Source organism: Pseudomonas sp. Irchel 3A5, assembly GCF_900187575.1.
Classification (GTDB): Bacteria; Pseudomonadota; Gammaproteobacteria; order Pseudomonadales; family Pseudomonadaceae; genus Aquipseudomonas; species Aquipseudomonas folii.
The window spans coordinates 34,286-57,278 of sequence record NZ_FYDU01000002.1 but is presented as its reverse complement, the minus strand read 5'-3'; the positions used below and the strand labels follow the sequence as shown (position 1 = coordinate 57,278).

General features: G+C 56.1%; 21 protein-coding genes and 1 tRNA gene. 15 read left to right on the top strand and 7 right to left on the bottom strand.

All coding sequences use genetic code 11. The features are described 5' to 3' along the window. Nucleotides 1-26: 26 nt before the first annotated feature. From CKW31_RS02855 to CKW31_RS02845, 3 genes are all read right to left on the bottom strand, one after another. Entirely contained in the window at nt 27-1,022 is a 996-nt protein-coding gene (locus CKW31_RS02855; protein WP_095092948.1) for an AAA family ATPase, read from the bottom strand. 660 nt (nt 1,023-1,682) lie between these two features. Beyond that, complete coding sequence (gene yidD / locus CKW31_RS02850; RefSeq protein ID WP_095092947.1) at nt 1,683-1,889, bottom strand: membrane protein insertion efficiency factor YidD; 207 nt, start codon at nt 1,887-1,889, stop codon at nt 1,683-1,685. Further along, on the bottom strand, nt 1,886-2,128 hold the full coding sequence (locus tag CKW31_RS02845) for a DUF4177 domain-containing protein (protein ID WP_095092946.1): 243 nt from the start codon (nt 2,126-2,128) through the stop codon (nt 1,886-1,888). Before CKW31_RS02845 ends, yidD begins: the two co-directional genes overlap by 4 nt. Before the next feature lie 210 nt (nt 2,129-2,338). Here CKW31_RS02845 and CKW31_RS02840 point away from each other — a divergent pair, with 210 nt between their 5' ends. After that, entirely contained in the window at nt 2,339-2,704 is a 366-nt protein-coding gene (locus CKW31_RS02840; RefSeq protein ID WP_095092945.1) for a hypothetical protein, read from the top strand. Nucleotides 2,705-2,888: 184 nt separating this feature from the next. Here CKW31_RS02840 and CKW31_RS02835 read toward each other — a convergent pair. Beyond that, nucleotides 2,889-2,965 (bottom strand) — tRNA-Arg (locus tag CKW31_RS02835). Nucleotides 2,966-3,317: 352 nt separating this feature from the next. Between CKW31_RS02835 and gabD the strand changes: the two genes are divergently transcribed. From gabD to CKW31_RS02820, 3 genes are all read left to right on the top strand, one after another. After that, nucleotides 3,318-4,760 carry an NADP-dependent succinate-semialdehyde dehydrogenase gene (gabD, locus tag CKW31_RS02830; protein ID WP_095092944.1) on the top strand — a complete coding sequence of 481 codons (1,443 nt, stop codon included), beginning with the start codon at nt 3,318-3,320 and terminating at the stop codon, nt 4,758-4,760. A 174-nt stretch (nt 4,761-4,934) separates the two neighbouring features. Continuing rightward, complete coding sequence (gene gabT, locus CKW31_RS02825) at nt 4,935-6,215, top strand: 4-aminobutyrate--2-oxoglutarate transaminase (RefSeq protein WP_095092943.1); 1,281 nt, start codon at nt 4,935-4,937, stop codon at nt 6,213-6,215. A gap of 323 nt (nt 6,216-6,538) precedes the next feature. Further along, a complete protein-coding gene (locus tag CKW31_RS02820; protein ID WP_176469770.1) occupies nt 6,539-7,915 on the top strand; it encodes an HDOD domain-containing protein in 1,377 nt (458 codons plus the stop codon). Nucleotides 7,916-8,327: 412 nt separating this feature from the next. On the opposite strand, the gene CKW31_RS02815 is transcribed toward CKW31_RS02820, so the two are convergent. Together CKW31_RS02815 and desA are read right to left on the bottom strand one after the other, a co-directional pair. After that, a complete protein-coding gene (locus tag CKW31_RS02815) occupies nt 8,328-9,314 on the bottom strand; it encodes a sensor domain-containing diguanylate cyclase (RefSeq protein ID WP_095092942.1) in 987 nt (328 codons plus the stop codon). A gap of 139 nt (nt 9,315-9,453) precedes the next feature. After that, on the bottom strand, nt 9,454-10,638 hold the full coding sequence (gene desA / locus CKW31_RS02810) for a delta-9 fatty acid desaturase DesA (RefSeq protein ID WP_095092941.1): 1,185 nt from the start codon (nt 10,636-10,638) through the stop codon (nt 9,454-9,456). A gap of 154 nt (nt 10,639-10,792) precedes the next feature. On the opposite strand from desA, the gene dibA reads away from it, so the two are divergent. The 6 genes from dibA to CKW31_RS02780 all read left to right on the top strand — a co-directional run bounded on the left by dibA (nt 10,793) and on the right by CKW31_RS02780 (nt 17,265). Beyond that, the gene (gene dibA, locus CKW31_RS02805; RefSeq protein ID WP_095092940.1) at nt 10,793-12,709 is read left to right on the top strand and encodes a phosphodiesterase DibA; all 1,917 of its coding nucleotides are present in this window, start codon (nt 10,793-10,795) and stop codon (nt 12,707-12,709) included. A 323-nt stretch (nt 12,710-13,032) separates the two neighbouring features. After that, nucleotides 13,033-13,215, top strand: a complete 183-nt coding sequence (gene oscA / locus CKW31_RS02800; protein ID WP_003170956.1) for a sulfur starvation response protein OscA — start codon at nt 13,033-13,035, stop codon at nt 13,213-13,215. Between the two features lie 155 nt (nt 13,216-13,370). Beyond that, entirely contained in the window at nt 13,371-14,378 is a 1,008-nt protein-coding gene (locus CKW31_RS02795) for a sulfate ABC transporter substrate-binding protein (protein WP_095092939.1), read from the top strand. Nucleotides 14,379-14,567: 189 nt separating this feature from the next. Further along, complete coding sequence (gene cysT, locus CKW31_RS02790; RefSeq protein ID WP_095092938.1) at nt 14,568-15,389, top strand: sulfate ABC transporter permease subunit CysT; 822 nt, start codon at nt 14,568-14,570, stop codon at nt 15,387-15,389. A 13-nt stretch (nt 15,390-15,402) separates the two neighbouring features. After that, entirely contained in the window at nt 15,403-16,275 is an 873-nt protein-coding gene (gene cysW / locus CKW31_RS02785) for a sulfate ABC transporter permease subunit CysW (protein ID WP_027898479.1), read from the top strand. A 3-nt stretch (nt 16,276-16,278) separates the two neighbouring features. Continuing rightward, nucleotides 16,279-17,265: a sulfate/molybdate ABC transporter ATP-binding protein gene (locus CKW31_RS02780; protein WP_095092937.1), complete on the top strand. Its 987-nt coding sequence runs from the start codon at nt 16,279-16,281 to the stop codon at nt 17,263-17,265. A 162-nt stretch (nt 17,266-17,427) separates the two neighbouring features. On the opposite strand, the gene CKW31_RS02775 is transcribed toward CKW31_RS02780, so the two are convergent. After that, on the bottom strand, nt 17,428-17,952 hold the full coding sequence (locus CKW31_RS02775; protein ID WP_095092936.1) for a DUF962 domain-containing protein: 525 nt from the start codon (nt 17,950-17,952) through the stop codon (nt 17,428-17,430). Between the two features lie 83 nt (nt 17,953-18,035). Between CKW31_RS02775 and CKW31_RS02770 the strand changes: the two genes are divergently transcribed. The 5 genes from CKW31_RS02770 (at nt 18,036) to CKW31_RS02750 (ending at nt 22,938) form a co-directional block, all read left to right on the top strand. After that, nucleotides 18,036-18,746, top strand: a complete 711-nt coding sequence (locus tag CKW31_RS02770) for a Crp/Fnr family transcriptional regulator (protein WP_095092935.1) — start codon at nt 18,036-18,038, stop codon at nt 18,744-18,746. 24 nt (nt 18,747-18,770) lie between these two features. Further along, nucleotides 18,771-19,451: a response regulator gene (locus CKW31_RS02765; RefSeq protein ID WP_095092934.1), complete on the top strand. Its 681-nt coding sequence runs from the start codon at nt 18,771-18,773 to the stop codon at nt 19,449-19,451. Between the two features lie 506 nt (nt 19,452-19,957). Then, nucleotides 19,958-20,539 carry an alpha/beta hydrolase gene (locus CKW31_RS02760; protein ID WP_087274326.1) on the top strand — a complete coding sequence of 194 codons (582 nt, stop codon included), beginning with the start codon at nt 19,958-19,960 and terminating at the stop codon, nt 20,537-20,539. 93 nt (nt 20,540-20,632) lie between these two features. Then, the gene (locus CKW31_RS02755) at nt 20,633-21,583 is read left to right on the top strand and encodes a sigma 54-interacting transcriptional regulator (RefSeq protein WP_095092933.1); all 951 of its coding nucleotides are present in this window, start codon (nt 20,633-20,635) and stop codon (nt 21,581-21,583) included. Nucleotides 21,584-21,975: 392 nt separating this feature from the next. Beyond that, nucleotides 21,976-22,938, top strand: a complete 963-nt coding sequence (locus CKW31_RS02750) for a hypothetical protein (RefSeq protein WP_095092932.1) — start codon at nt 21,976-21,978, stop codon at nt 22,936-22,938. Nucleotides 22,939-22,993: the final 55 nt, after the last annotated feature.

Sequence of the window (22,993 nt, the reverse complement as noted above, 5' to 3'; positions counted from 1 at the left end):
GACCTCTTAATACGAACTAGCAGTGGTTATAGTCGAGCTCGTCCGGTTCTACGCCGGGTCTCATCGCCGATTGCAGCTATGAAATCTTGCTCGGTAATTTTTTTACGTCTTTTAATGATTGGAGACTTGATAGCTTGAATGCAGACTCGCTCGATTTCTGCGTAAGAATAGCCTTCGAGAAGATGGATATGCTTGGTTGCTTCAAAATCAACCGGTGAGTTGCAAAATTTTGAAGAGACAAATTTAGCTATCAAGGAGAGGTCTGGGCGATCAAACCACACCACCTCATCAAATCTACGCCATATAGCTGCATCAAGAGAGCTATCCAGGTTTGTGGCTGCAATCATAAAGCCCCTAGTTTGCATCCGGTCGATGAAAAGCAAAAGGCTGTTAACGACTCTGCGCAATTCATTGTGCTCCGCAGAGTCATCTCGTGATCTGGCCAGTGCATCAAATTCGTCCAAAAACAAAACGCATGGCTGTTTACGTGCGAATTCAAATATTTTGCGGACGTTACCTGCGGTTTCTCCAAGATATGAAGAAATCAATTGATCGAGCTTAACCACGAACAAAGGCAATCCCAGTTCGACTGCGAACACCTCCGCGCACAAGGTTTTACCGCAGCCGGGGGGGCCACAAAAAAGGAGTTTTGAGCGTACAGGCAAGCCGTTTCTGCGAATTTCGTCTGAGCGCCTGAACTCTTGAATCAGTCCAGTGAAAACCCTTATGTTGGCATGCGACAGTGTGATATCCGACTTGGTGTGCGTAGGTTCAACACGTTCGACAAAGTCGCTCCCAGCATCGGGAAACGTGATAAGCGCCCCGAGGCTCTTGGGTTGAGCAGGTTTCGAAGTGTTTCCAGACGTTGCCGTTGCGTGGTCGAGGGTCTTGCGAAGTGAGCGAGCCAGAACACGGTTGTTCTTCTGCTCTTCCTCGAGAATGATTTGCTCTGCCACTGCCCGGAAGTCGTCCTCACGTCCGTAGCTTGCCAGAAGCTTTTTCATCAGTTCGCCGCGAGCCATAAGTCCTCTACCTGTATACCCTAGATAAGAGCTCAATTCCTTTCTCCAGATCAAAACACTTTGGAGACGAGCCCTTGGAAAAATATAGCCGAATTCTATACATAATGGTGCTTTCGCACATCAACCCTTCATCCAGTACCAGAGGACCTAAGCGGACATATCAGGGCCAGTAGGTATAGATGGCATGCTCAGGCCGCGTCATAACCTATTGTCCATGTGATCTGACATACGAAATCAGACCTAAATTCGAAAGCCATTCGGCAGTAAATTCTGGCCCATTCTGTCATTTGAACATGGCGGAGATCAGTCTCGGATATTACAGTTTGGTCGACGCTATCGGCGTTATTGAGCGGATGGATCACAATGCGAGGCACGCGATTTGGTTTTCGATCTTATTAGCAAGAAGCTGCTCAGCTTTGCGCGAGCAATATTGAACACCCTCAAACGCCGGGCAATCTCCCCTGACCTTACCAATGATCAGGTTATCGCGTGCTTATATGAGGTGTATCTGCATTGGCAACGTGAGCGCGATCAGGCTGCGAACCGACTCAAACCTAGAGGCGTGACTGTCTCTAGAGGTTTGCGTCGACGGCCGGTGCCGATGTACGCAGCGCGACGAGCTCTCCCGCAGTTGATGTGTTCCCCCGATCATGCGCGGGTTCACGGGAGATCCTGACCACCATTCGGATACCGGCACCTGCAAATGCGTCCGGCTGCCTTAAGGCAGCCATTCACAACACCATGCATCTCGATCGCCTGAATTGCGTAGTTTGAGCAGGTCGGTTCGAACCGGCATGCGTCTCGCAATCGGGCCGGTGCAACTCGCTGATACCAGCGAATTGCAGCAAGGGCGCAGCTCTTGATCACCGGGGCTTGCGCAACGAAATGACGTAGTAGTGGCTCAATACGTCTTTCTTGCCGAGCAACGCATCGAAGCACCCGGGCTTCACCGAAACACCAATGGTATCGATTCGATAAAACTCCCAGCCGTCCTCCGCGTGAGAGTTCACTACGTTCTGTAGGTAGGCCGCTGCCTCATTGCCGCGCTGTTCCTTTGCTCGAACCTCAATGTTCGGCGGCACTTGAACCATTTTGTAGATATACATCCGTGATAACCCTGCAAATGCTTGCATTCCCTTGAACACAAATCGCCGCTGCTTTATAGCCCGCCCTGTGGCGGTTGAAAAGCATCGTCAGAAATATGGATTTTCTTGAAGAGTTGCTCGTCTTGGCAGATTTAAATCCAAGCGATGATCAATGGCGTGTCACAGATAAAATAGAGAGCTAACCGTAACGGATTTATTTTAGGAGAGACGATGCTTTTCAAAACTGACGAAGAAATCATTGCCGAGAGATATTTTCGCTCTTCCCAAGACGTTGGCGCGTTGTTTGGAATCAGTGCAGGGCTTACCTGCCTGCAATTCGAGGACCCGCGCCCTTTCGCGATGATCGTTACAGCTCTATTTTTTCTGTGGGGATTTTTGTCTGGAGTCTCTTACCGGCGCGTCGCCAAAGCGTATCTGAGGCAATATCCTGGACTAATGGGTGGTGTCCGGTTTGCAGTCACCAAATTGCCTCTTGTAGTCCTTTGTCTGATCTTTCTCACCTTGATCATGTTGGGGCTGCTCACCGCTGAACGTATTTCCGCATGGGGGCGCTACCTACCGCCAGCACCCTTTTGAGCGCTCGCGGTCAGGTGCGAGGCCGATTTCGACCTCTTTAGCTCCAAGCCTCGATCATGCTGCCTTGGTTAGGGTGTCTTTTTTGCGCTGGACTTGACCAATCTATATGGCAAAAACAACAAAGCCCGCACAAGGCGGGCTTCGAGTGAATCTCAGGCTGCTAATCCAGCCCTGAAATCAAATATGGTGCACCAGGCGGGATTCGAACCCACGACCCCTGCCTTCGGAGGGCAGTACTCTATCCAGCTGAGCTACTGGTGCAATGCGGGCGCCATGATACTCATCTGGTTGGCGGGCGTCCATGCTGGTGAGTGCTGTTGTTGATTTCGCACGTTTCAAGGTGTTTGGACGACGTTGATCAGAAAATCCGCCGGATGTTAGCAATTGCGTTCTTTTTTTCGAACGGCCTATTGTCCTTTGCCCTAGCAGTCCCTAGGATTCGTTTGAGATTTCAAACGCTCTTGTCCGGTTTTCCTGCACTTTGTGACCCTGCGTTGCGGGGGCCGGCGAATGATTTCCTGATGGCGGCCTTGTTCGAGGCGCCTTTTGAACGATCAAAAACTTGCACCGCCGGTGTGCGGGGCATTTTCGGTATATCAAAGCGGAGGCCGACATGCAGCTCAAAGATTCCACGTTGTTCCGCCAGCAAGCCTATATCAATGGCACCTGGCTGGATGCGGACAATGGCGAGACGATCAAGGTCAACAACCCGGCAACGGATGAAGTCCTGGGCACCGTGCCGAAGATGGGCGCTGCTGAAACCCGTCGTGCGATTGAAGCGGCCGACAAGGCGTTGCCCGCCTGGCGTGCACTGACCGCCAAGGATCGTGGCAACAAGCTGCGTCGCTGGTTTGAGCTGATGATCGAGAATCAGGATGACCTCGCTCGCCTGATGACGCTGGAGCAGGGCAAGCCGCTGGCCGAGGCCAAAGGCGAGATCGGTTATGCCGCTTCCTTTATTGAGTGGTTCGCTGAAGAAGCCAAGCGCGTGTACGGCGATGTGATTCCGGGCCATCAGCCGGACAAGCGTCTGATCGTGCTCAAGCAGCCGATTGGTGTGACCGCCGCGATTACGCCGTGGAACTTCCCGGCTGCGATGATCACCCGTAAAGCAGGCCCGGCGCTGGCTGCCGGTTGCACCATGGTGCTCAAGCCTGCTTCGCAAACCCCTTACTCCGCACTGGCGCTGGCTGAACTGGCCGAGCGTGCAGGCATTCCGGCTGGCGTGTTCAGCGTTGTCACCGGCAGTGCTGGCGATATCGGCAGCGAGCTGACCGGCAACCCGATCGTGCGCAAGCTGTCCTTCACCGGCTCGACCGAGATCGGTCGTCAGTTGATGGCTGAATGCTCCAAGGACATCAAGAAGGTTTCGCTGGAACTGGGCGGCAACGCGCCGTTCATCGTGTTCGACGATGCGGACCTGGATAAGGCCGTTGAAGGCGCGATTATCTCCAAGTACCGCAATAACGGTCAGACCTGCGTCTGCGCCAACCGGATCTACGTGCAGGACGCGGTTTACGATGCGTTCGCGGAAAAGCTCAAGGTCGCAGTGGCCAAGCTGAAGATCGGTAACGGTCTGGAAGACGGCACCACCACTGGCCCGCTGATCGACGGCAAGGCTGTGGCGAAGGTTAAAGAGCACATTGCCGACGCGGTGAGCAAAGGCGCGAAAGTGCTGTTCGGTGGCAACAGTATTGAAGGCAACTTCTTCGAGCCGACTATTCTGGTCAACGTGTCAAAAGATGCGGCCGTTGCCAAAGAAGAAACCTTCGGCCCGCTGGCGCCGCTGTTCCGCTTCAAAGACGAAGCCGAAGTGATCGCCATGTCCAACGACACCGAGTTCGGTCTGGCGTCGTACTTCTATGCTCAGAACATGAGCCGCGTGTTCCGCGTCGCTGAAGCGCTGGAGTACGGCATGGTGGGTATCAACACCGGCCTGATCTCCAACGAAGTCGCGCCGTTCGGCGGCATCAAGGCCTCGGGCCTGGGCCGTGAAGGCTCGAAGTATGGCATCGAAGATTATCTGGAAATCAAATACCTCTGCCTGTCGGTTTAACGCAGGGGTTTGCAGCCGCCGGGGCGCGAGAGCGACGTTTCGGCGGTTTTTAGTGGCACCCAAAACCTTTTTGGTGGCCGGAGGCCGTGACAGTCGATCATCGAATGCTGTCACGTGTTGATCCGCCGCTTGATCCTTGAACCACGCCGACCGATGAGCGGCGAATGAGGAAACATGACCCAGACAAACGCAGAATTGATGCAACGCCGCGAAGCCGCTGTTCCACGCGGTGTTGGCCAGATCCACCCGATCTTCGCTGAGTCCGCGAAGAACGCCACGGTTACCGATGTTGAAGGTCGTGAGTTCATCGACTTCGCGGGCGGTATCGCCGTACTGAACACCGGTCACCTGCACCCGAAAATCATTGCCGCCGTGCAAGAGCAACTGACCAAGCTGACACACACCTGCTTCCAGGTTCTGGCCTACGAGCCGTACGTTGAGCTGTGCGAAAAGATCAACGCCAAGGTGCCAGGTGATTTCGCCAAGAAAACCCTGCTGGTCACCACCGGTTCCGAAGCAGTAGAAAACGCCGTGAAAATCGCTCGCGCTGCCACTGGCCGTGCTGGCGTGATCGCGTTCACCGGCGCTTACCACGGTCGCACCATGATGACCCTGGGCCTGACCGGTAAAGTCGTGCCTTACTCGGCAGGCATGGGCCTGATGCCGGGCGGTATTTTCCGTGCGCTGTACCCGTGTGAACTGCATGGCATCAGCGTTGACGATTCCATCGCCAGCATCGAGCGCATCTTCAAGAACGATGCTGAGCCTAAAGACATCGCAGCAATCATCATCGAGCCGGTTCAGGGCGAAGGTGGTTTCTACGTGGCGCCGAAAGCGTTCATGGCTCGCCTGCGCGAACTGTGCGACAAGCACGGCATCCTGTTGATCGCTGACGAAGTGCAGACGGGCGCGGGTCGTACCGGTACGTTCTTCGCCATGGAACAGATGGGCGTGACCGCTGACCTGACTACGTTTGCCAAATCCATCGCTGGCGGTTTCCCGTTGGCCGGTGTGTGCGGTAAAGCTGAATACATGGACGCCATTGCTCCAGGCGGTCTGGGCGGCACGTATGCCGGTAGCCCGGTGGCGTGTGCTGCTGCGCTGGCGGTGTTGCAGGTCTTTGAAGAAGAGCATCTGCTGGATCGTTGCAAAGCGGTCGGCGAGCGTCTGGTGACGGGTCTTAAAGCCATTCAGGCCAAATACCCGGTGATCGGTGAAGTCCGTGCGCTGGGCGCAATGATCGCGGTTGAGCTGTTCGAAAACGGCGACACCCACAAGCCCAACGCCGCTGCTGTTGCGCAGGTTGTGGCCAAAGCCCGCGACAAGGGTTTGATCCTGCTGTCGTGCGGCACCTACGGCAACGTGTTGCGCGTGCTGGTACCGCTGACCTCGCCGGATGAGCAACTGGATAAAGGTCTGGCTATCATCGAAGAATGTTTCGCTGAGCTGGCGTGAAAATGCCAGGGTCGCAATTGATTAAAATGTGACCAAACGGACAAAAAAGACCCGCTTCGGCGGGTTTTTTTGCGTTTAAAAGGGGTAAATGAGGGTTTTTATCTATATCCCTTCGTATGCATTGGCTAAGGTGGGTGCATTGCTGTTGAGGATTTAAAAATGCTCCTGACACAGTACGTTCGTGCTGCAAGACGTGAACGTGTAGGAGCTGCCGAAGGCTGCGAATGGCGTAGTGTCTGATACACCGCTTCGCAGCCTTCGGCAGCTCCTACGGAAATACATTTCAGTTCATTGGTTATGAGTTGCTCGACGAGAGAGTTCTGATGACAGCTGTAGATTTACCTGCGGGCCCTCGGGTATTGATTGCTGAGTCCGATCCATGGATTCGTGAAACGCTCAGTGAGTTGATCCTGAGCGTGCGTGACGATGTTGCGCTCGAGATTTGCAGCGATGGCAAGCAGGCCGTCGAGTTCATGAAGAAACACATCCCTGATCTGATCATCGCCGCCAGAGAGTTGCCTGTTGTCGACGGTTTGAGTCTGTTGCGTGGCGTGCGCGGTTTGCGTCGTCAGCCTCCATTGCCTTTTATCCTGATCAGTAATCGCGGTGACACGGCCAGTGTTCGCGAGGTCGTGCCATTGGCGCCTACGGCGTACCTGACCAAGCCGCTGGACACTGAAAAGCTGCGCCAGCGCATTGAAGGCTTGCTGCTGGCGTGTCCGGTGCCGGGTGCAGTGCCAGCGCTCGCACCGGGTCAGACGCTCAGCAAGTACCTTGAAAAACACCGGGACACTGCCGACGGTGCGCCATTGTTTGTTGATGTCGCCACTGCGCTGAAGCTTAGCCAGGTCGGCGGCAGCGTCGATGCTGTGTTGCTTGAGCAGGAGTTGCGCGCTGACCCGCATATCACTGCGGTGCTGATTGCGGCTGCCAATACGGCGGCCAAACATCTGGTCAAGCCTGTGCAGACGCTGGGTGCGGCGCTGGCGCTTTTGGGGGCTCCGCAGAGTGCCAGCATTGTTTCCGGTTTGACCAAGAAGCGCATGTCGATCCTGACCAACAATGCGTTGCAGATGAAGGCCAGCGAGTTCTGGGAGATGTCGCAACGTACCGCGGAATACGCGCGGGTGTTGGCGGGCATGCTTGAAGTCGACCCCGAACGTTGTTTCTGTGCAGGGCTACTCCTTTCGCTGGGCGATCTCGCGGTGCTGGGTTGTTTGCAGGAATGGCTGCTGGCCGGTGGCAAGCTGGATGATCAACAGATCGAGAAAGCGCTGGAGCAGTACTCTGCGGCTTACGGTTCGGCGCTGCGTGTTCGCTGGCGTTTGCCGCTTGAACTGCGGGAGCTGACTTCGTCGGTTTATCAGTACAACACCGGGGTTTATACCCGCGAAGTGCTTGTCATGAACCTGGCCGGACACATGGCGCGCCTGAGTGACGAGGATAGCGTGACGACCCTGCTCAAGACCAAGCCCGCCCGCTTGTTGAAGCTGACCGTCGCGGACTTGCAGCGGCTCCGCAAGAAGCTGACTGGCGTGACTGATCCAAGTCTGTTGGCAGCGCCGGTGGGGCTGGTGGTGGAAACGTTGGCTGATGATGACGAGGACGAAGGTCCGGATCTGCTGGACGGTACGCCGGAAGTGGAGCCTGAAGGGGTTGCCGATGAGACGCCAGCGGCTGAGCAGGATTCGTCGAGGTAGCTTCATTGGCTATAGGATGCCATCACGCATTCATTTGAATTGGAATGCGTTTTCCTGCTGGGAATGCTATGTCTGCCTGCAAGCTAATGTAACGACGTGGGACCGGCTTTAGCCGGGAAGAGGCCGGGACAGCCGATGAGTGTGTGGCGTCTGTCAGGCAGCTTTCCCAACTGAAGCCGGTCCCACGTCATAAGTGTCCTGTGTGGGCGAGGCTTACGCGCGATTTAGGCGCTGCGGTGTGTCAGGCATACCGCGTAATCGTCCTTCGCGGGCGAGCCTCGCTCCAACAGGAACCGAGTTTTACTGTGGGAGCCGGGCCTGCCCGCGATATAGGCGCTGCGGTGTTTCAGTCATGGCGCGTTATCGTTTTTCGCGGGCAAGCCTCGCTCCAACAGGCTCTTGCGCGAATCACTTACACCAACACAATCTGATTCTTGCCCTGACGTTTGGCCTGATACATCGCAGCATCAGCGCGGGCGTAGAGGAGTTCCAGGCTCTGGTCGTCTTCACCCATGTTGGTCAGGCCCTGACTGGCGGTGATGCCGAAGCTTTTGTCGCCGCGCTGGAAACTCAAGCGCTGGATTTCACGTTGCAGCCGTTCGGCGATCTGTTTGGCCATGTCAGGTGCGCAACCCGGGAACACCGCCGCAAACTCTTCGCCGCCAATACGTCCGAACAAATCACCGCGCCGTAACGTGGTCCTGCCGCATTCCGCGATCTTCTGCAGCACCAGATCACCTTCCTGGTGACCGTAGGTGTCGTTGACCAGTTTGAAGTCATCGATGTCCAGCAACAGAAACGCCAACGGCGTGCCATGCAGGCGAGCGAGTTCAAATTCGCGCTGGGCGCATTCAAAGAAGTGCCGACGGTTGCTGCTTTGCGTCAGAACGTCAGTAGTCGCCAAGCGCTGCAGCTCGCTTTCCAGCTCTTTCTTTTCGGTGATGTCTTCGGCGATGCCCACCACGACGAGACGCTGTTCGGCGTCGGTCTGGTGACTCACGAAGCATTTGTCACTGATCCAGCGGACTTCGCCGTCGGCACGAATGATTCGGTACTCGCGATCTTCTACAGCGCCTTTCTCGATAACTTCGTTGAGGCTGCGCTCAGCGTAGTTGAGGTCATCGGGGTAGATGCTGTCGCGCCATTCGCCGTAGTCGGCCAGCAACAAACCTGCAGAGCGGCCGAAGATGCGTTCGTAAGCGGGGCTGACGTAGATCATCCGTTGGGTCGCCCAGTCGAACGCCCAGAGCACGGCGTTGACGCTGACCAGCAGCGAACTGAACAGTTGCTCGCGCTCACTCAGGCGAGCAACCTCTGCCTGGGCATGCATCAGAGCCAGTAGCGTCTCGGCAGCGGCGGGGGTGTCGGTATTGGGTGTCAGTAGATTTTTGTTGTCCATGGCACTGCATCTCAGAAATAAGGTGCGGCGCACAGCCACAACATTTCCCGCAAGGGGTGGCGGGCAGTTGTTCTGAGTGGATTTAGGAGATGAAGTTCAAATCAGGCGCGCCCCAATTGAGGCGCGCTGATCAGTGGCTTCAAGCGTGCGCAGGGCGCAGCGAGTAGGTCTTGAGTTGGTCGGCGAAGTCACGCAGGGATTGGATACCGCTGGCCTCTGCTTCGTGAATCCAGTCTTTCATGGCGGCCAGCATATCGTGGCCGTTGCTGCTGGTCTTGACCCAGATCTGTTGCAGGGCCAGGCGTTTTTCGTAAATTACTTTCAACGCGTGGCTGTGCTCCAGCATGGTCTGGATGCGCAGATGGTGCTTGTCATCCAGCAGGCTGGTTTCACGGGACAGCAACCGTTTGGCGCGATGGAACTGGTGACGTACCGACGCATCGGCTTTGGCCAGTTCCTGGGCGACCAACGGACCGATCACCAGCTTGCGGTACTGAGCCATGATCTGGAATCGGTTGTTGAGGATCGCCATGGCGGTGTCCATGTCGATGCTGCCTTTGCCCTCGACGCGATGCGCGATGGGGGCAACCCGCTGGACTTTGGCCAGACGCAAGGCGCTGAAGACTTTGATCCACGCCCAGCCGATGTCGAATTCCCACTTCTTGACCGACAGCTTGGCCGAGTTCGGGTAGGTGTGGTGGTTGTTATGCAGCTCTTCGCCGCCAATGATGATGCCCCATGGCACCAGATTGGTCGCCGCATCGCGGCATTCGAAGTTGCGATAACCCACGGCATGCCCTAGGCCATTCACGACACCAGCGGCCCAGAATGGAATCCACATCATCTGGATCGCCCAGACGGTGATACCCAGCGCACCGAACAGCAGCAGGTCAATGACTGCCATGATCGCCACGCCCAGCAACGGGTAAGGCGTATAGATTTTGCGTTCGATCCAGTCTTCCGGACAGTTTTTGCCGTAAATTCGCAAAGTATCCGGGTTTTCCGCCTCGGCCCGATACAGTTCCGCACCCTTGCGCAGTACAGTAGAAAGGCCTTTGACGACCGGACTGTGCGGGTCATCGACGGTTTCGCATTTGGCGTGGTGTTTGCGGTGGATGGCTGTCCACTCGCGGGTGTTCTGCGCCGTGGTCAGCCACAGCCAGAAACGGAAAAAGTGTTTTAGGCCCGCATTCAGCTCCAGTGAGCGGTGGGCGGAGTAGCGGTGAAGATAAATAGTGACGGCGACGATAGTCACATGGGTCATCGCCAGCGTGACTGCTATTAACTGCCAGACGGAAAGGTCAAGCAAACCGTTGTACCACATAGGCTATAGGGCCCTCGAAAAGACGCTTTGAAAAAAAACCAACAGTGCGCATTATCACTGAGCCACCAGATAAAACCAGTCGGCCTTAGAGATAAGAGTCGCCAGATGTTTCCTAATCTTTAATCCCGCACTTCATAAGGTTACTAGCTTTCTTATGACTGACTCCTCGCGTGACGCACTGCGAACAGCCCTGTTTTACGGGGTTTTGTCCATTTTCTGGTTCGTCATGTGCGACCATTTGCTGCCCGGTTTGATCGAAGATCCAGCCCGATTGGAGCTGGCTCAACAGATGAGCGGTTACGTCTGGGTCGCGGTCAGCGCGATTTTTATCTTCGTGGTTCGCAGCCAACTGCTGCGTTTCATGGGCATCGAAGTCACCCGGAGCCAGCAACGCGAAGATCTTGATCGCTTGCGTTTGGCGGCTGCTGTTTTTGACAGCACCCTGGAGGGCGTGGTGGTCACCGATGGCGAGGGGAAAATCGTTCACGTCAATCGCGCCTTTATGGAAATCACCGGCTACCAGCTGGATGAAGTGCTGGGCGCCAACCCGAGCAAATTCAAATCCGGTCGCCATGGTCCTGAGTTCTACCGGCAAATGTACCGCTCGATTCTCAGTGCCGGGCAGTGGAGCGGCGAGATCTGGAATCGACGCAAAAGTGGCGAAATCTACCCGCAATGGCAAAGCATCCGTAGCGTCAAGGACGACAGCGGTGAGATAAAAAACTTCGTCGCTGTCTTTTCCGACATCACGGCCATCAAGCGTTCTGAGCAGGACCTGCTGCAACTCGCTCACTACGACCCGCTGACGGATTTGCCCAACCGCCTGCTGTTCATCGGCCGTACGACTCAAGCGCTCAGCTACGCACGTTCGAACAAGCGCGGCTGTGCGCTGTTATTGATCGACCTGGACCACTTCAAGAACATCAATGACAGCCTTGGGCACAACGTTGGTGATGATGTGCTCAAAGCGGTCGCCGAGCGGCTTCGGTCTTTGTTTGATGATGAAATGACCCTCGCGCGGCTGGGCGGCGACGAATTTGCGTTGCTGATCGAAAATTGTCAGCAGGTGGTGCAGGTGGCCGGGTATGCACAGCGGATTCTGGACGGTTTCAAAACTCCGTTCGTGCTTGAAAACCGACAGCTGTTCATCAGTGCAAGCATTGGGATCAGCCTGTTCCCTGGCGATGCGGCCAGTCCTGCGCAACTGTTACGCAATGCCGACTCGGCGCTATTCAAGGCCAAAGGCGATGGTCGCGAAACCTATGCTCTCTATACCGAAGAGCTGACCGCTCACGCCCAGCAGCGTGTGCATCTGGCCAGTGAGTTGCGTGGGGCCATTGAGCGAAATGAACTGCGGGTGTTTTATCAGCCGATTCACAACCTGTACAACAGCCGCATTCTGGGCGTCGAAGCGCTGGTGCGATGGGAACATCCCGAGCGGGGTCTGGTGTCCCCAGGGGAGTTCATCCCCATCGCCGAGCAGAGTGGCCTGATTGCCGAGCTGGATGCCTGGGTGTTGAACACGTCATGCCAGCAAATGTGCGCCTGGCTGGCAGCGGGCGTGGATATTTCCTTTGTGGCCGTCAACATCTCTAGCCGACTGTTTGCCAGTGGTCATCTGGTTGAGCGGGTGGCGAAGGTGTTGCGCGACACTGGGCTGAACCCCACGCATCTGGAGCTGGAAGTGACCGAAAGCGCGGTCATGGAAGACCCTGATCAGGCCATTGAACAGATGCACCGCTTGCGCGCGCTGGGGCTGAGCCTGGCCATTGACGATTTCGGCACGGGCTATTCCTCCCTGTTGCGCCTCAAGCGCATGCCGGTGCAGAAGCTGAAAATCGATCAGGGCTTCGTCGCAGGTCTGCCCAGCGATGACGATGACATTGCCATCGTGCGCGTGATCATTGCCCTTGCGCAAAGCATGGGCATGCGGGTGCTGGCCGAAGGCATCGAGACGGTGGATCAGGCGTCGTTCCTGCTGGCCAACGATTGCCCGATGGGCCAAGGCTACTGGTTTGCGCGACCAACGCCGGCTGAGCAGATTGACTGGTCCCATGCGCCGAATTTTTAGTTAGCCGAAGTGGCGGCTTTTTTCAAACTACCTGCAAACCACGGAATTGAGATACATCCTTTAGGAGCGCACGAGCACCGCGAGGCAGCGATGGCGGAATGCCTGACACACCGGTATCGCGGCCTCGCGGTGCTCGTGCGCTTCTACAGGTCTATCGCCTGGTCATGCCTGGGCAGCGGAATTGCCGTAAATGCACTTTGGTTATATGCAGATTCTTAAATAGTATTTTTAAGAATATCCGCACGTCTCTAAGATTGCCTCCATGCCATTAGCAGATCCACGCGGTCGCGGCTGCAGGCCAATCAATTTCAAGGAGTTCGATCATGAGTGCATCTCTGCGTAGCGTTGACGGTCAGGACGAAGCGGCGATTCTGCGCGAGATACAGAGTGCGCTGCGCGACCTGCGTTTCGGCGCTGTTGAAATCACGGTGCACAACGCCCAGGTCGTCCAGATCGAACGCAAAGAAAAGTTTCGTTTACAGAATCCGGGTAACAAACCGAGCTGAAACACGCAAAACACGGTAGGAGCCAACTTGTTGGCGAGATGCTTGATGCGGTGTTTCAGGGAAACCGCTTCGCCAACAAGTTGGCTCCTACAAAAAGCCTCAAACCAAAAATTAGAAAAGCCAACACCACCACCCGATTTCCAGGAGCTTGACCCATGTCCATACGCCGTTACGCGCTGGCCGCACTTGCCAGTGCCGTTTTTGCCGGTTCTGCAGTTGCAAAGGATTACGAGCTGTTGAACGTCTCGTACGACCCGACTCGCGAGCTGTATCAGGAATACAACGCTGAGTTCGTCAACTTCTGGAAAAAGTCGCATCCGGACGACAAGGTTGAAATCAAGCAATCCCACGGTGGTTCGGGCAAACAGGCTCGTTCGGTTATCGACGGTTTACGCGCCGACGTTGTGACGCTGGCACTGGCTGGCGACATCGATGAAGTCGCCAAGCTCGGCAAAACCCTGCCGGAGAACTGGCAGACCCGTCTGCCGGACGCCAGCACGCCTTATACGTCCACCATCGTGTTCCTGGTGCGCAAAGGCAACCCGAAAGGCATCAAGGACTGGGGCGATCTGGTCAAGAAAGACGTTTCTGTCATCACGCCTAACCCGAAAACCTCCGGCGGCGCTCGCTGGAACTTCCTGGCGGCCTACGGCTATGGCCTGAAAACCGGCGGCAGCGAAGCCAAAGCCAACGAATATGTGAAAGAACTGTTCAAGCACGTGCCTGTGCTGGACACCGGTGCTCGCGGTTCTACCATTACGTTCGTTAACAACGGTCAGGGCGACGTGCTGCTGGCGTGGGAAAACGAAGCGTTCCTGGCGTTGAAAGAAGACGGCGGCGCGGACAAGTTCGACATCGTCGTGCCTTCGCTGTCGATCCTGGCTGAGCCCCCAGTGGCAGTGGTCGACAAGAACGCCGAGAAGAAAGGCAACACCGAAATCGCGACCGCTTACCTGAAGCACCTGTACAGCAAGGAAGGCCAGGAAATCGCCGCAAAGAACTTCTATCGTCCACGTGACGCGGAAGTGGCTGCCAAGTACGAAAAGCAGTTCCCGAAACTGGACCTGCTGACTATCGACAAAGACTTCGGCGGCTGGAAAACTGCGCAGCCCAAGTTCTTTAATGACGGCGGCATTTTCGACCAGATTTATACGCCGCAGTAATGCAGGCGATTGCAGCGTGTTGACCCGGTAGGAGCGAACTTGTTCGCGAGGCGGCGAGCCTGACACACCGCGCCCACTGTCTCGCCAACCAGTTGGCTCCTACCGGACCGGCATTTCAAGTCGGTTGTATTCGCTGAACTAAAGGACCCGCACTCGTTTGCGGGTTCCGTGTGTTAACCAAGGACACTTATGTCACGTCGCATCTCCCCCGTCATACCCGGCTTCGGGCTGACGCTGGGTTACACCGTGGTGTATCTCAGCCTGATTGTGTTAATTCCGCTGGCGGCCATGTTCATCCATGCCGCACAGCTGACCTGGGATCAATTCTGGGCAATCATTACCGCACCCCGTGTGCTTGCGGCGCTGAAACTGAGCTTCAGCGCAGCGTTCTATGCCGCTGTCATCAATGGTGTGATCGGTGTTTTGCTGGCCTGGGTGTTGGTGCGCTATACCTTTCCGGGGCGCAAGATTATCGATGCGATGATCGACCTGCCGTTCGCCCTGCCTACCGCTGTTGCCGGTATCGCCCTGACCGCGCTGTATGCGCCTAACGGTCTGGTCGGGCAGTTTGCTGCAGACTTGGGCTTCAAGATCGCTTACACACCACTGGGTATCACCCTTGCGCTGACCTTCGTCACGCTGCCATTCGTGGTGCGCACGGTGCAGCCGGTGCTGGCCGATATTCCCCGTGAAGTCGAAGAAGCTGCAGCTTGCCTCGGCGCGCGTCCGCTGCAAGTGTTCCGTCATATTCTCGTACCGGCCTTGCTGCCTGCCTGGCTAACCGGATTTGCATTGGCGTTTGCCCGGGGCGTGGGCGAGTACGGTTCAGTGATTTTCATTGCGGGCAACATGCCGATGAAAACCGAGATCCTGCCGTTGCTGATCATGGTCAAACTCGACCAGTACGATTACACGGGTGCAACGGCTATTGGCGTGATGATGCTGGTGGTTTCCTTCATTCTGCTACTGCTGATCAACTTGCTGCAGCGGCGTATCGAAACCCCATCCTGAGGAGGCGCAGAACATGTCCCATTCATCTGTTTCAGCCGCCGCCTCTGCCAACGCCGCCCGTCGTGGCAGCGCGGTGTCGCGCCGGATTCTGATCATCCTGTGCTGGCTTGTGTTTCTGCTGTTCCTCGGCTTGCCGCTGTTTATCGTGGTGTCCCAGGGTTTGAAAAACGGCCTCGGCGCGTTCTTCACGGCGATCCTCGAACCCGACGCACTGTCAGCCCTCAAGCTGACCGTGATCGCGGTCGTCATTTCGGTCCCGCTCAATCTGGTCTTCGGCGTCAGCGCTGCGTGGTGTGTGAGCAAATATTCGTTCCGGGGCAAAAGTATCCTGGTGACGTTGATCGATCTGCCGTTCTCGGTCTCGCCGGTCATTGCCGGTCTGGTCTATGTGTTGATGTTCGGTGCTCAGGGCTTTTTCGGCCCATGGCTACAGGATCATGACATCCAGATCGTGTTCGCCTTGCCGGGCATCATTCTGGCGACCATCTTCGTTACCGTGCCTTTTGTGGCTCGCGAGCTGATCCCGCTGATGCAGGAGCAGGGCACTCAGGAAGAGGAAGCGGCTCGTCTGCTCGGTGCCAATGGCTGGCAAATGTTCTGGTACGTGACCGTGCCGAATATCAAGTGGGGCCTGATCTACGGCGTGGTGCTGTGTACCGCACGGGCCATGGGTGAGTTCGGTGCGGTGTCGGTGGTCTCCGGGCACATCCGCGGCGTCACCAATACCCTGCCGCTTCACGTCGAAATTCTCTACAACGAGTACAACCACGTCGCAGCGTTTGCCGTGGCGAGCCTGTTGCTGATCCTTGCGCTGTTTATCCTGCTGCTCAAGCAGTGGAGCGAAGCGCGCATTAACCGTCTGCGCCAAAGTGCGGCGGAGGAATAATTCATGTCAATCGAAGTCCGTAATGTCAGCAAGAACTTCAATGCCTTCAAAGCCCTGAGCAGCATCAATCTGGATATCCAGAGTGGCGAGCTGGTGGCGTTGTTAGGCCCGTCCGGCTGCGGCAAGACTACCTTGCTGAGAATTATTGCCGGCCTGGAAACCCCCGATGACGGCAGCATCGTTTTCCACGGGGAAGACGTGTCCGGCCATGATGTGCGTGATCGCAACGTCGGTTTCGTGTTCCAGCACTACGCGCTGTTTCGTCACATGACCGTGTTCGACAACGTCGCATTTGGCCTGCGCATGAAACCCAAGAATCAGCGCCCGAATGAGAGCCAGATCGCGGTCAAGGTTCACGAGTTGCTGAACATGGTCCAGCTGGACTGGCTGGCTGATCGTTATCCGGAGCAGTTGTCCGGTGGCCAACGTCAGCGTATTGCCCTGGCCCGCGCTTTGGCGGTTGAGCCTAAGGTGCTGCTGCTTGATGAGCCGTTTGGTGCGCTGGATGCCAAGGTGCGTAAAGAGCTGCGTCGCTGGTTGGCGCGCCTGCACGAAGACATCAACCTGACCTCGGTTTTCGTGACCCACGACCAGGAAGAAGCCATGGAAGTGGCGGATCGCATCGTGGTCATGAATAAAGGTGTGATCGAGCAGATCGGCTCGCCGGGCGAAGTGTACGAGAACCCGGCCAGCGATTTCGTTTACCACTTCCTGGGCGACTCCAACCGTCTGCATGTGGGCGAAGAGCACGTGCTGTTCCGTCCCCATGAAGTGTCGCTGTCACGCTCGGAGCTGGAAGACCACCACGCCGCCGAAGTGCGCGACATCCGTCCGCTGGGCGCGACCACCCGGATCACCCTGAGGGTTGAAGGCCAGAGCGAGCTGATCGAAGCCGAAGTGGTGAAAGACCACGACAGCCTGACCGGTCTGGCGCGGGGCGAAACGCTGTACTTCAAGCCGAAGGTTTGGCAGAAGGTTGCGAATATCTAAAGGTTGGTGAGGATATCAATCGCAAATATCGACACGATGTCGTGGGACCGGCTTTAGCCGGGAAGAGGTAGGAACAGGCGCTGAAAAGGCCTCGTCAGAAATACCGCTTTCCCGGCTAAAGCCGGTCCCACGTCGGTCGTATGCAGATGTTTTGTGAGGCCCTCACACCACCTGCTTCAAATCCCGCTTGCGCACGGGCCCTGATCTTTCTTCGATCGCATGCTGCAACGGCTTGCGAATGCCTGCCAGAAACGCCAGCTCCGCCACGACAAACAACGGCCCGATAATCAACCCGCTGATGTCATCAATGAACGCCGGTTTGCGGCCTTCGTAATAGTGGCCGACGAACTGAATGACCCAGCCCACCACAAACAACCCCACACCAGCGCTGAGCCAGACCATGGTCGTTTGCTGAGCGAGGAGTGCGCCTGCCCACAGGCAAAGGCCCAGCAATACGCCCATCAACACGCCGAACTGCCGATCAAGGCGTAAATAGAAGATCACCGAGGCTGCCGCGACGACGGCTGCCGGGGAGAGCCAAAAGCCGCCCAGCATCCAGCCGGGGCGAGACAGCAGCACCGTGACGGCAACAACGATCAGTGGAATTCCTACAAAGTGTGTCGCGATATTCCGCGAGTCGCGGTGGTAAGCCGCGTATTGACTGAGGTGGTCGGTGAGGGTTTTCATTATTATTCCTCTTTGAGCGATAAACGATTCTGCTACGGTTTCGTCTTTAACGCGATGTGATCAGCAGTAACAGGGAGCAATACATGACAAATGGAGCTGGATGGCGCTCGCGTCTGATGAACGACCCTTGGTTCAGTCATCTACCGGCCGCCTTGCAGGATAGCTTGTTGGACGCTGCTCGCCAGACGCGTAAGACACCAGGTAAATTCCTGTTCGAAAAGGGTGACGAACCTTGTGGGCTGTATGCGCTGGTAGAAGGTTCTGTGCGTTTTGGCGGTGCCGCCGATCAACGTCTGGTTCCGCGTCTTGAGCGCATCCGCACGCCGTATTGGTTCGGCGAAGTCTCGTTGTTCGACGGCATGCCTCGCCGGTTCGATGTTTACTCCATGGAGCAGAGCATCTTCCTTCACGTGTCACAGCCGGTGCTCAATGAACTGCTGGAGAAAAACCCTGCTCACTGGCGTCCCTTCGCTGATCTGCTCAGCCAGAAGATGGGCATCACGCTGCTGCGGCCGGAGCGCATCAAATTGCTACCCGCCAAGGCCCGCGTGGCCTGGCGTCTGTTAATGCTGGCTGAAGGTTACGGCCCCCTCAGCCATGCACGGCGTTTGATAAACTTTGCCGAAATTGACGCGCAAGGCACCTTGGACGTGTCGCCGCACGAGCTATATGACGTGCTGCAAGACATGCATCAACGCAAGATCCTGCGTCTGATTGACGAGCAAGTGGAAATCTTCGATGTGGTCAAATTACGTAAAGCGGCCAACGCCCTGCGCGCCAAATCGTTATGCTGAGGGCCTGAACAAACGAGGTGAGCCATGCGGCTGCTGTTAGTTGAATACGATGCCAGCACGGCGAACGAACTGGCCGAAGGCTTCGCCGACTCGGGCTTTACCCTGGACGTAGCGCTCAATGGCCTGGACGGGCGCCATTTTGTCGAAGAGCAACACTACGACCTGATCATCCTCGACGTCATGCTGCCCGGCCTCAATGGCTGGCAATTATTGCAACTGATCCGTCAGCGCGGCGAAACGCCCGTGCTGTTCCTGACCGCTCCGGATGCCATCGAAGACCGTCTGCGCGGTCTGGAGCTAGGCGTCGATGATTACCTGCTCAAGCCCTTCAGTTACGAAGAGCTGCTGGCACGCGTGCACAAGCTGCTGCGTCGTGGCCCGACAGGCGACGCGGCCAGCATCAGCATTGCTGATCTGGAAATCGACATGACATTGCAACGTGTCAGCCGTGGTGGACAGCGGATTTCAATGGGAGAGAGGGAGTTTGCCTTGTTGCAGCTGCTTGCGAGCCGTCAGGGCGAAGTTCTCTCCCGCAAGCAAATCGCGGCAGAGATTTTTGATGACGACCCTCGTCCTGTCAGCGTCGCCCTCCAGCGCCTGCGCTCCAAAATAGACGAGCGCTATCTGCCCAAGCTGATTCACGCCGTGGGTGACGATGGCTATCAACTGGCGTTGCTGGACGATGAGGCGTTTGATTTGCGGTGAAGGCACCGCCTCCATAGGTTTTGATGTGTTCCCGATATCGGCGCTCTGTCGTGGGACCGGCTTTAGCCGCGAAGAGGCCTGCACATTCACTACGTCTTTATCGTCAGAAACACCGCCTTCCCGGCTAAAGCCGGTCCCACGTCAGCTCATGGAATCTCCCACACACCGCCATCGCGGCCTCGCGTTGCTCGGTGGAGCGCCACCCCGGTTGCTCCTGCAGATCTGCGGTTTGATGCGAGACAGCGCGGTGTCGCGGAGCAGCTCGTCCAGATAGAGACAAAGTCGTCTATCTGTAACAAATCTTGAGTACCTTCAACGGTGCCCACTGATGGCGGGCACGCATAGAGCAGTTTTTATCGGGGTTGTTCCTTAGGCAGGGGACAATCCCTTTTTTTGCCCTGCATATTCGTTTTAGCTATTGTTTGATAGCTTCTTATTCCTTAACGAATATATGTCACCTCCTTATACTGCGCTCAATGAACGCACCCATGCAGGAGGCTGACCCCATGCATAACGAGTCGATCCGCTATTTGATCGTGCCAGGCTGGCAAGGGTCAGGCGATGAGCATTGGCAAACCCACTGGCAGAACAGCCTGCCGAACAGTGCTCGCGTCGAACAAGCCGATTGGCTCAAGCCGCGTCGCGAAGACTGGGTCGGCGAACTACAGCGCAGTATCGCGGCGGACAGTACCCCCGTGATTCTGATTGCGCACAGCCTGGGGTGCATCACTGTTGCGCATTGGGCGCGGCTGGCTCCGCTGGAGTCGCTGCGTCAGGTGCAGGGGGCTTTGCTGGTCGCGCCCGCTGATGTCGAGCGACCTAACTGCTCGCCTGCGTTGCGCAACTTCGCGCCCATCCCCAAGGATCTGCTGCCGTTTCCTACGCAGATCGTCACCTCGGATAACGACGCGGCGGTCAGTACTCAACGTGCCCTGGAAATGGCCCGCGACTGGGGGGCTGAAACCGGCATTCTCAGCGAGGCGGGACATATCAACGTCAAATCAGGTCATCGCCGCTGGGAACAAGGATTCGCTTACCTGTACCGCCTGCAGAGCCGAATGGAACAACACGCACGGCGTCGCGCATGAACTTATGCAGCGCGAGACATATCGCGCTTGCCTCACCGATCCACTTGATTTTTTAACGTTTGAGCCGTCGCAAGGCTCGGGCGGGAGTTTGCCATGAGCCTGAATGAACCCTTCGGTCAGCCTTTGTTGACCTTCCCCGATGCAGAAAAAAGTCCGCTAAGCATCCGTGCCAAGGCGTTGGTATTCATCGATCCGCGTTCCCGCCAGTTACGTGAAGAAATGGAGCAACTGGCACCTCGGGCGCTGCCGGTATTGATCCGGGGCGAGTCCGGTACCGGTAAAGAATTACTGGCGCGGCACATTCATCGTGGCAGCGACCGCACAGGCTTGTTCGTGTCGGTCAATTGCGGCGCGATCAGCCCGACCTATGCCGACGCCGAACTGTTTGGTTATGCCGCGGGCGCTCACAGCGGCTCGGCCAGCAGCCGCGCCGGTTGGTTCGGTTCAGCCAATGGCGGCACCCTTTATCTGGATGAAATAGGCGACTTGCCGTTGCCGATTCAGACCAAGCTGCTAGCGGCGCTGGAGACTCATGAAGTCACCCGCGTGGGTGCGCATCAGCCAAGCCCGGTGGACGTGCGCTTAGTCGCTGCTACCAGCATCGATCTGGCTCAGGCCGTGGCGGCGGGCAAGTTCCATGAGCGACTGTTCCATTACCTCAGTGAAGGGCGACTGGAGCTGCCGCCACTGCGCGAACAGCCGGGTAACATTCTGCCGCTGGCCGAGTACTTCCTCGGCATTTACAGCCAGCGCCTTAACCTCGCCGTGCCACTGATCAGCGACGCAGCGCAGCAGGTTCTGGAAGCCCATAACTGGTCGGGCAATACCCGTGAACTGGAAAACGTCATCCACTTTGCGCTGCTGGTCAGCAGTGGTGACGAGATCTTGCCGGAGCACTTGAACCTGCCTGCTGGCGCAGACCCATTAGCGCAAGTGGAGCAGCTTGTAGGAAAGCTTCTCCTTGACGCAAAGGTTGAGCAACTCTTTGCACTGCGAAGGGTGCTCGAAACGGTCGAATCCAGGCTGGACGATCTCACCCGCTAACCCACATCCCCGGTTTTTCAACGCCGCATCCTTGGTCAGGGTGCGGCGTTTTTTATGGTGGGTAAAAAGGTAGAGTTGAGAGTCCTTCACGATCAGGGATTAATTCCTACATATCTCGGCTCATTATTCCCCGTCGAAAGTTGTTATTTCACCATTGAAGTCGTGATTTTTGACCCTTTTTCACGGTCGTTTATTGCTATTGATTACATGCGGTAGACATAAATTCGGAATTGGATAAAGCTGGAATTCAAGGCGCGATACTCAACTATCCAACGATGTCCAAAAGTTGTTTAAGTACTCAGGATTATCTCGGTAGTGGCTGTCTTGGTATTGCGATCACTCAATCTTCGGCGTATCTGGCTGAAGTGGTTTTTCTCTAAGGAACGTCCATTTTGGATATTAAGGATGATGATATGAATAATGTGAATAGTGCTAAACGTTGGGAAACTCTTGATGACTTTTCGCTGGCGGTCAGCTCGGGCCCTGCTCGGCTGTTTGCGAATGGTGGCCAGGAGGTGAAAGTCAGGGTCGCCATTAAGGCTGTGGATGTAAACGGCGATCCTGTTCAATTGAGCAGTAAAGAAATTGATAGTCTTGAGTTGATTGATTATCACAATGCGGAACGGGTAGTGCAGACAACTGGAGCAATTTTTCCAAGGCCGCCCGCTTCGAAGTGGCGCTGGAGTTATAAAAGAAATAATAGTTATCGCTTCTTCCCAACGGGACAAAGCTCTTTGTCCCTCAATGGCGAAATGTCGATGACGGACCTGTCAATCAACAGTTCTACCCAGTATCGGGACGTCTATGTGCGCACCACGGCTGATGCACCCCTTCACCTCTCTGCAAGGATTAAGAGGGATGATGGCGTGGCTTTTACCGCGCATTTTGATTCTTCGGTGACCCTTACCCCTGTGACGCCTCCTACCTATCGTGCTGCAGACTATACCTTTCAGCCGCTTGCAGTAGAAAATGCCCTTGATTACAGGCCTTTTGCTTTAAATGTGGGGGGTGTCAATATTGAGTTCATAGACTTTTCCATGCCCTCCCTTGTTAAGCATGGGGCTAAAGGGTCGCTGATACCGGTTGTTTTTACGGGGTATGCCGCACCCGGTCAAACCGAGATTCGCTACACCCACCCAATTTTGATCGGGCCTCGACAGATCAAGTCCGGCTACGTAAAAAAAGGTCAACCTATTGTGGCGGTATCAAAACCAATTCTTGCGCGTCCAGATCAGTTATCGGCTCAGAGACGAGAGGCGCCTATAGCCGCTATCGATATGTATGGCAACAAGCACAGTATTAATGTGCGGTTCAAAACAGTTAATGATTCTGATGCGGAACTAGAACTGTATTGATCGGTCTGTCCTGTCCATTTATGGGCTGGTCTCAGAAGTGTCAGGTTTCTCACCT

What these genes read in the sequence shown, in the direction of transcription:
- CKW31_RS02755 (WP_095092933.1), top strand. Translation starts at nt 20,633, where the DNA reads ATGAGCCTGAATGAACCCTTCGGTCAGCCTTTGTTGACCTTCCCCGAT.
- cysW (WP_027898479.1), top strand. Translation starts at nt 15,403, where the DNA reads ATGTCCCATTCATCTGTTTCAGCCGCCGCCTCTGCCAACGCCGCCCGT.
- CKW31_RS02845 (WP_095092946.1), bottom strand. Translation starts at nt 2,128, where the DNA reads ATGTATATCTACAAAATGGTTCAAGTGCCGCCGAACATTGAGGTTCGA.
- cysT (WP_095092938.1), top strand. Translation starts at nt 14,568, where the DNA reads ATGTCACGTCGCATCTCCCCCGTCATACCCGGCTTCGGGCTGACGCTG.
- oscA (WP_003170956.1), top strand. Translation starts at nt 13,033, where the DNA reads ATGAGTGCATCTCTGCGTAGCGTTGACGGTCAGGACGAAGCGGCGATT.
- CKW31_RS02770 (WP_095092935.1), top strand. Translation starts at nt 18,036, where the DNA reads ATGACAAATGGAGCTGGATGGCGCTCGCGTCTGATGAACGACCCTTGG.
- CKW31_RS02840 (WP_095092945.1), top strand. Translation starts at nt 2,339, where the DNA reads ATGCTTTTCAAAACTGACGAAGAAATCATTGCCGAGAGATATTTTCGC.
- CKW31_RS02775 (WP_095092936.1), bottom strand. Translation starts at nt 17,952, where the DNA reads ATGAAAACCCTCACCGACCACCTCAGTCAATACGCGGCTTACCACCGC.
- CKW31_RS02855 (WP_095092948.1), bottom strand. Translation starts at nt 1,022, where the DNA reads ATGGCTCGCGGCGAACTGATGAAAAAGCTTCTGGCAAGCTACGGACGT.
- gabT (WP_095092943.1), top strand. Translation starts at nt 4,935, where the DNA reads ATGACCCAGACAAACGCAGAATTGATGCAACGCCGCGAAGCCGCTGTT.
- CKW31_RS02795 (WP_095092939.1), top strand. Translation starts at nt 13,371, where the DNA reads ATGTCCATACGCCGTTACGCGCTGGCCGCACTTGCCAGTGCCGTTTTT.
- gabD (WP_095092944.1), top strand. Translation starts at nt 3,318, where the DNA reads ATGCAGCTCAAAGATTCCACGTTGTTCCGCCAGCAAGCCTATATCAAT.
- CKW31_RS02760 (WP_087274326.1), top strand. Translation starts at nt 19,958, where the DNA reads ATGCATAACGAGTCGATCCGCTATTTGATCGTGCCAGGCTGGCAAGGG.
- CKW31_RS02780 (WP_095092937.1), top strand. Translation starts at nt 16,279, where the DNA reads ATGTCAATCGAAGTCCGTAATGTCAGCAAGAACTTCAATGCCTTCAAA.
- CKW31_RS02815 (WP_095092942.1), bottom strand. Translation starts at nt 9,314, where the DNA reads ATGGACAACAAAAATCTACTGACACCCAATACCGACACCCCCGCCGCT.
- dibA (WP_095092940.1), top strand. Translation starts at nt 10,793, where the DNA reads ATGACTGACTCCTCGCGTGACGCACTGCGAACAGCCCTGTTTTACGGG.
- CKW31_RS02765 (WP_095092934.1), top strand. Translation starts at nt 18,771, where the DNA reads ATGCGGCTGCTGTTAGTTGAATACGATGCCAGCACGGCGAACGAACTG.
- desA (WP_095092941.1), bottom strand. Translation starts at nt 10,638, where the DNA reads ATGTGGTACAACGGTTTGCTTGACCTTTCCGTCTGGCAGTTAATAGCA.
- CKW31_RS02820 (WP_176469770.1), top strand. Translation starts at nt 6,539, where the DNA reads ATGACAGCTGTAGATTTACCTGCGGGCCCTCGGGTATTGATTGCTGAG.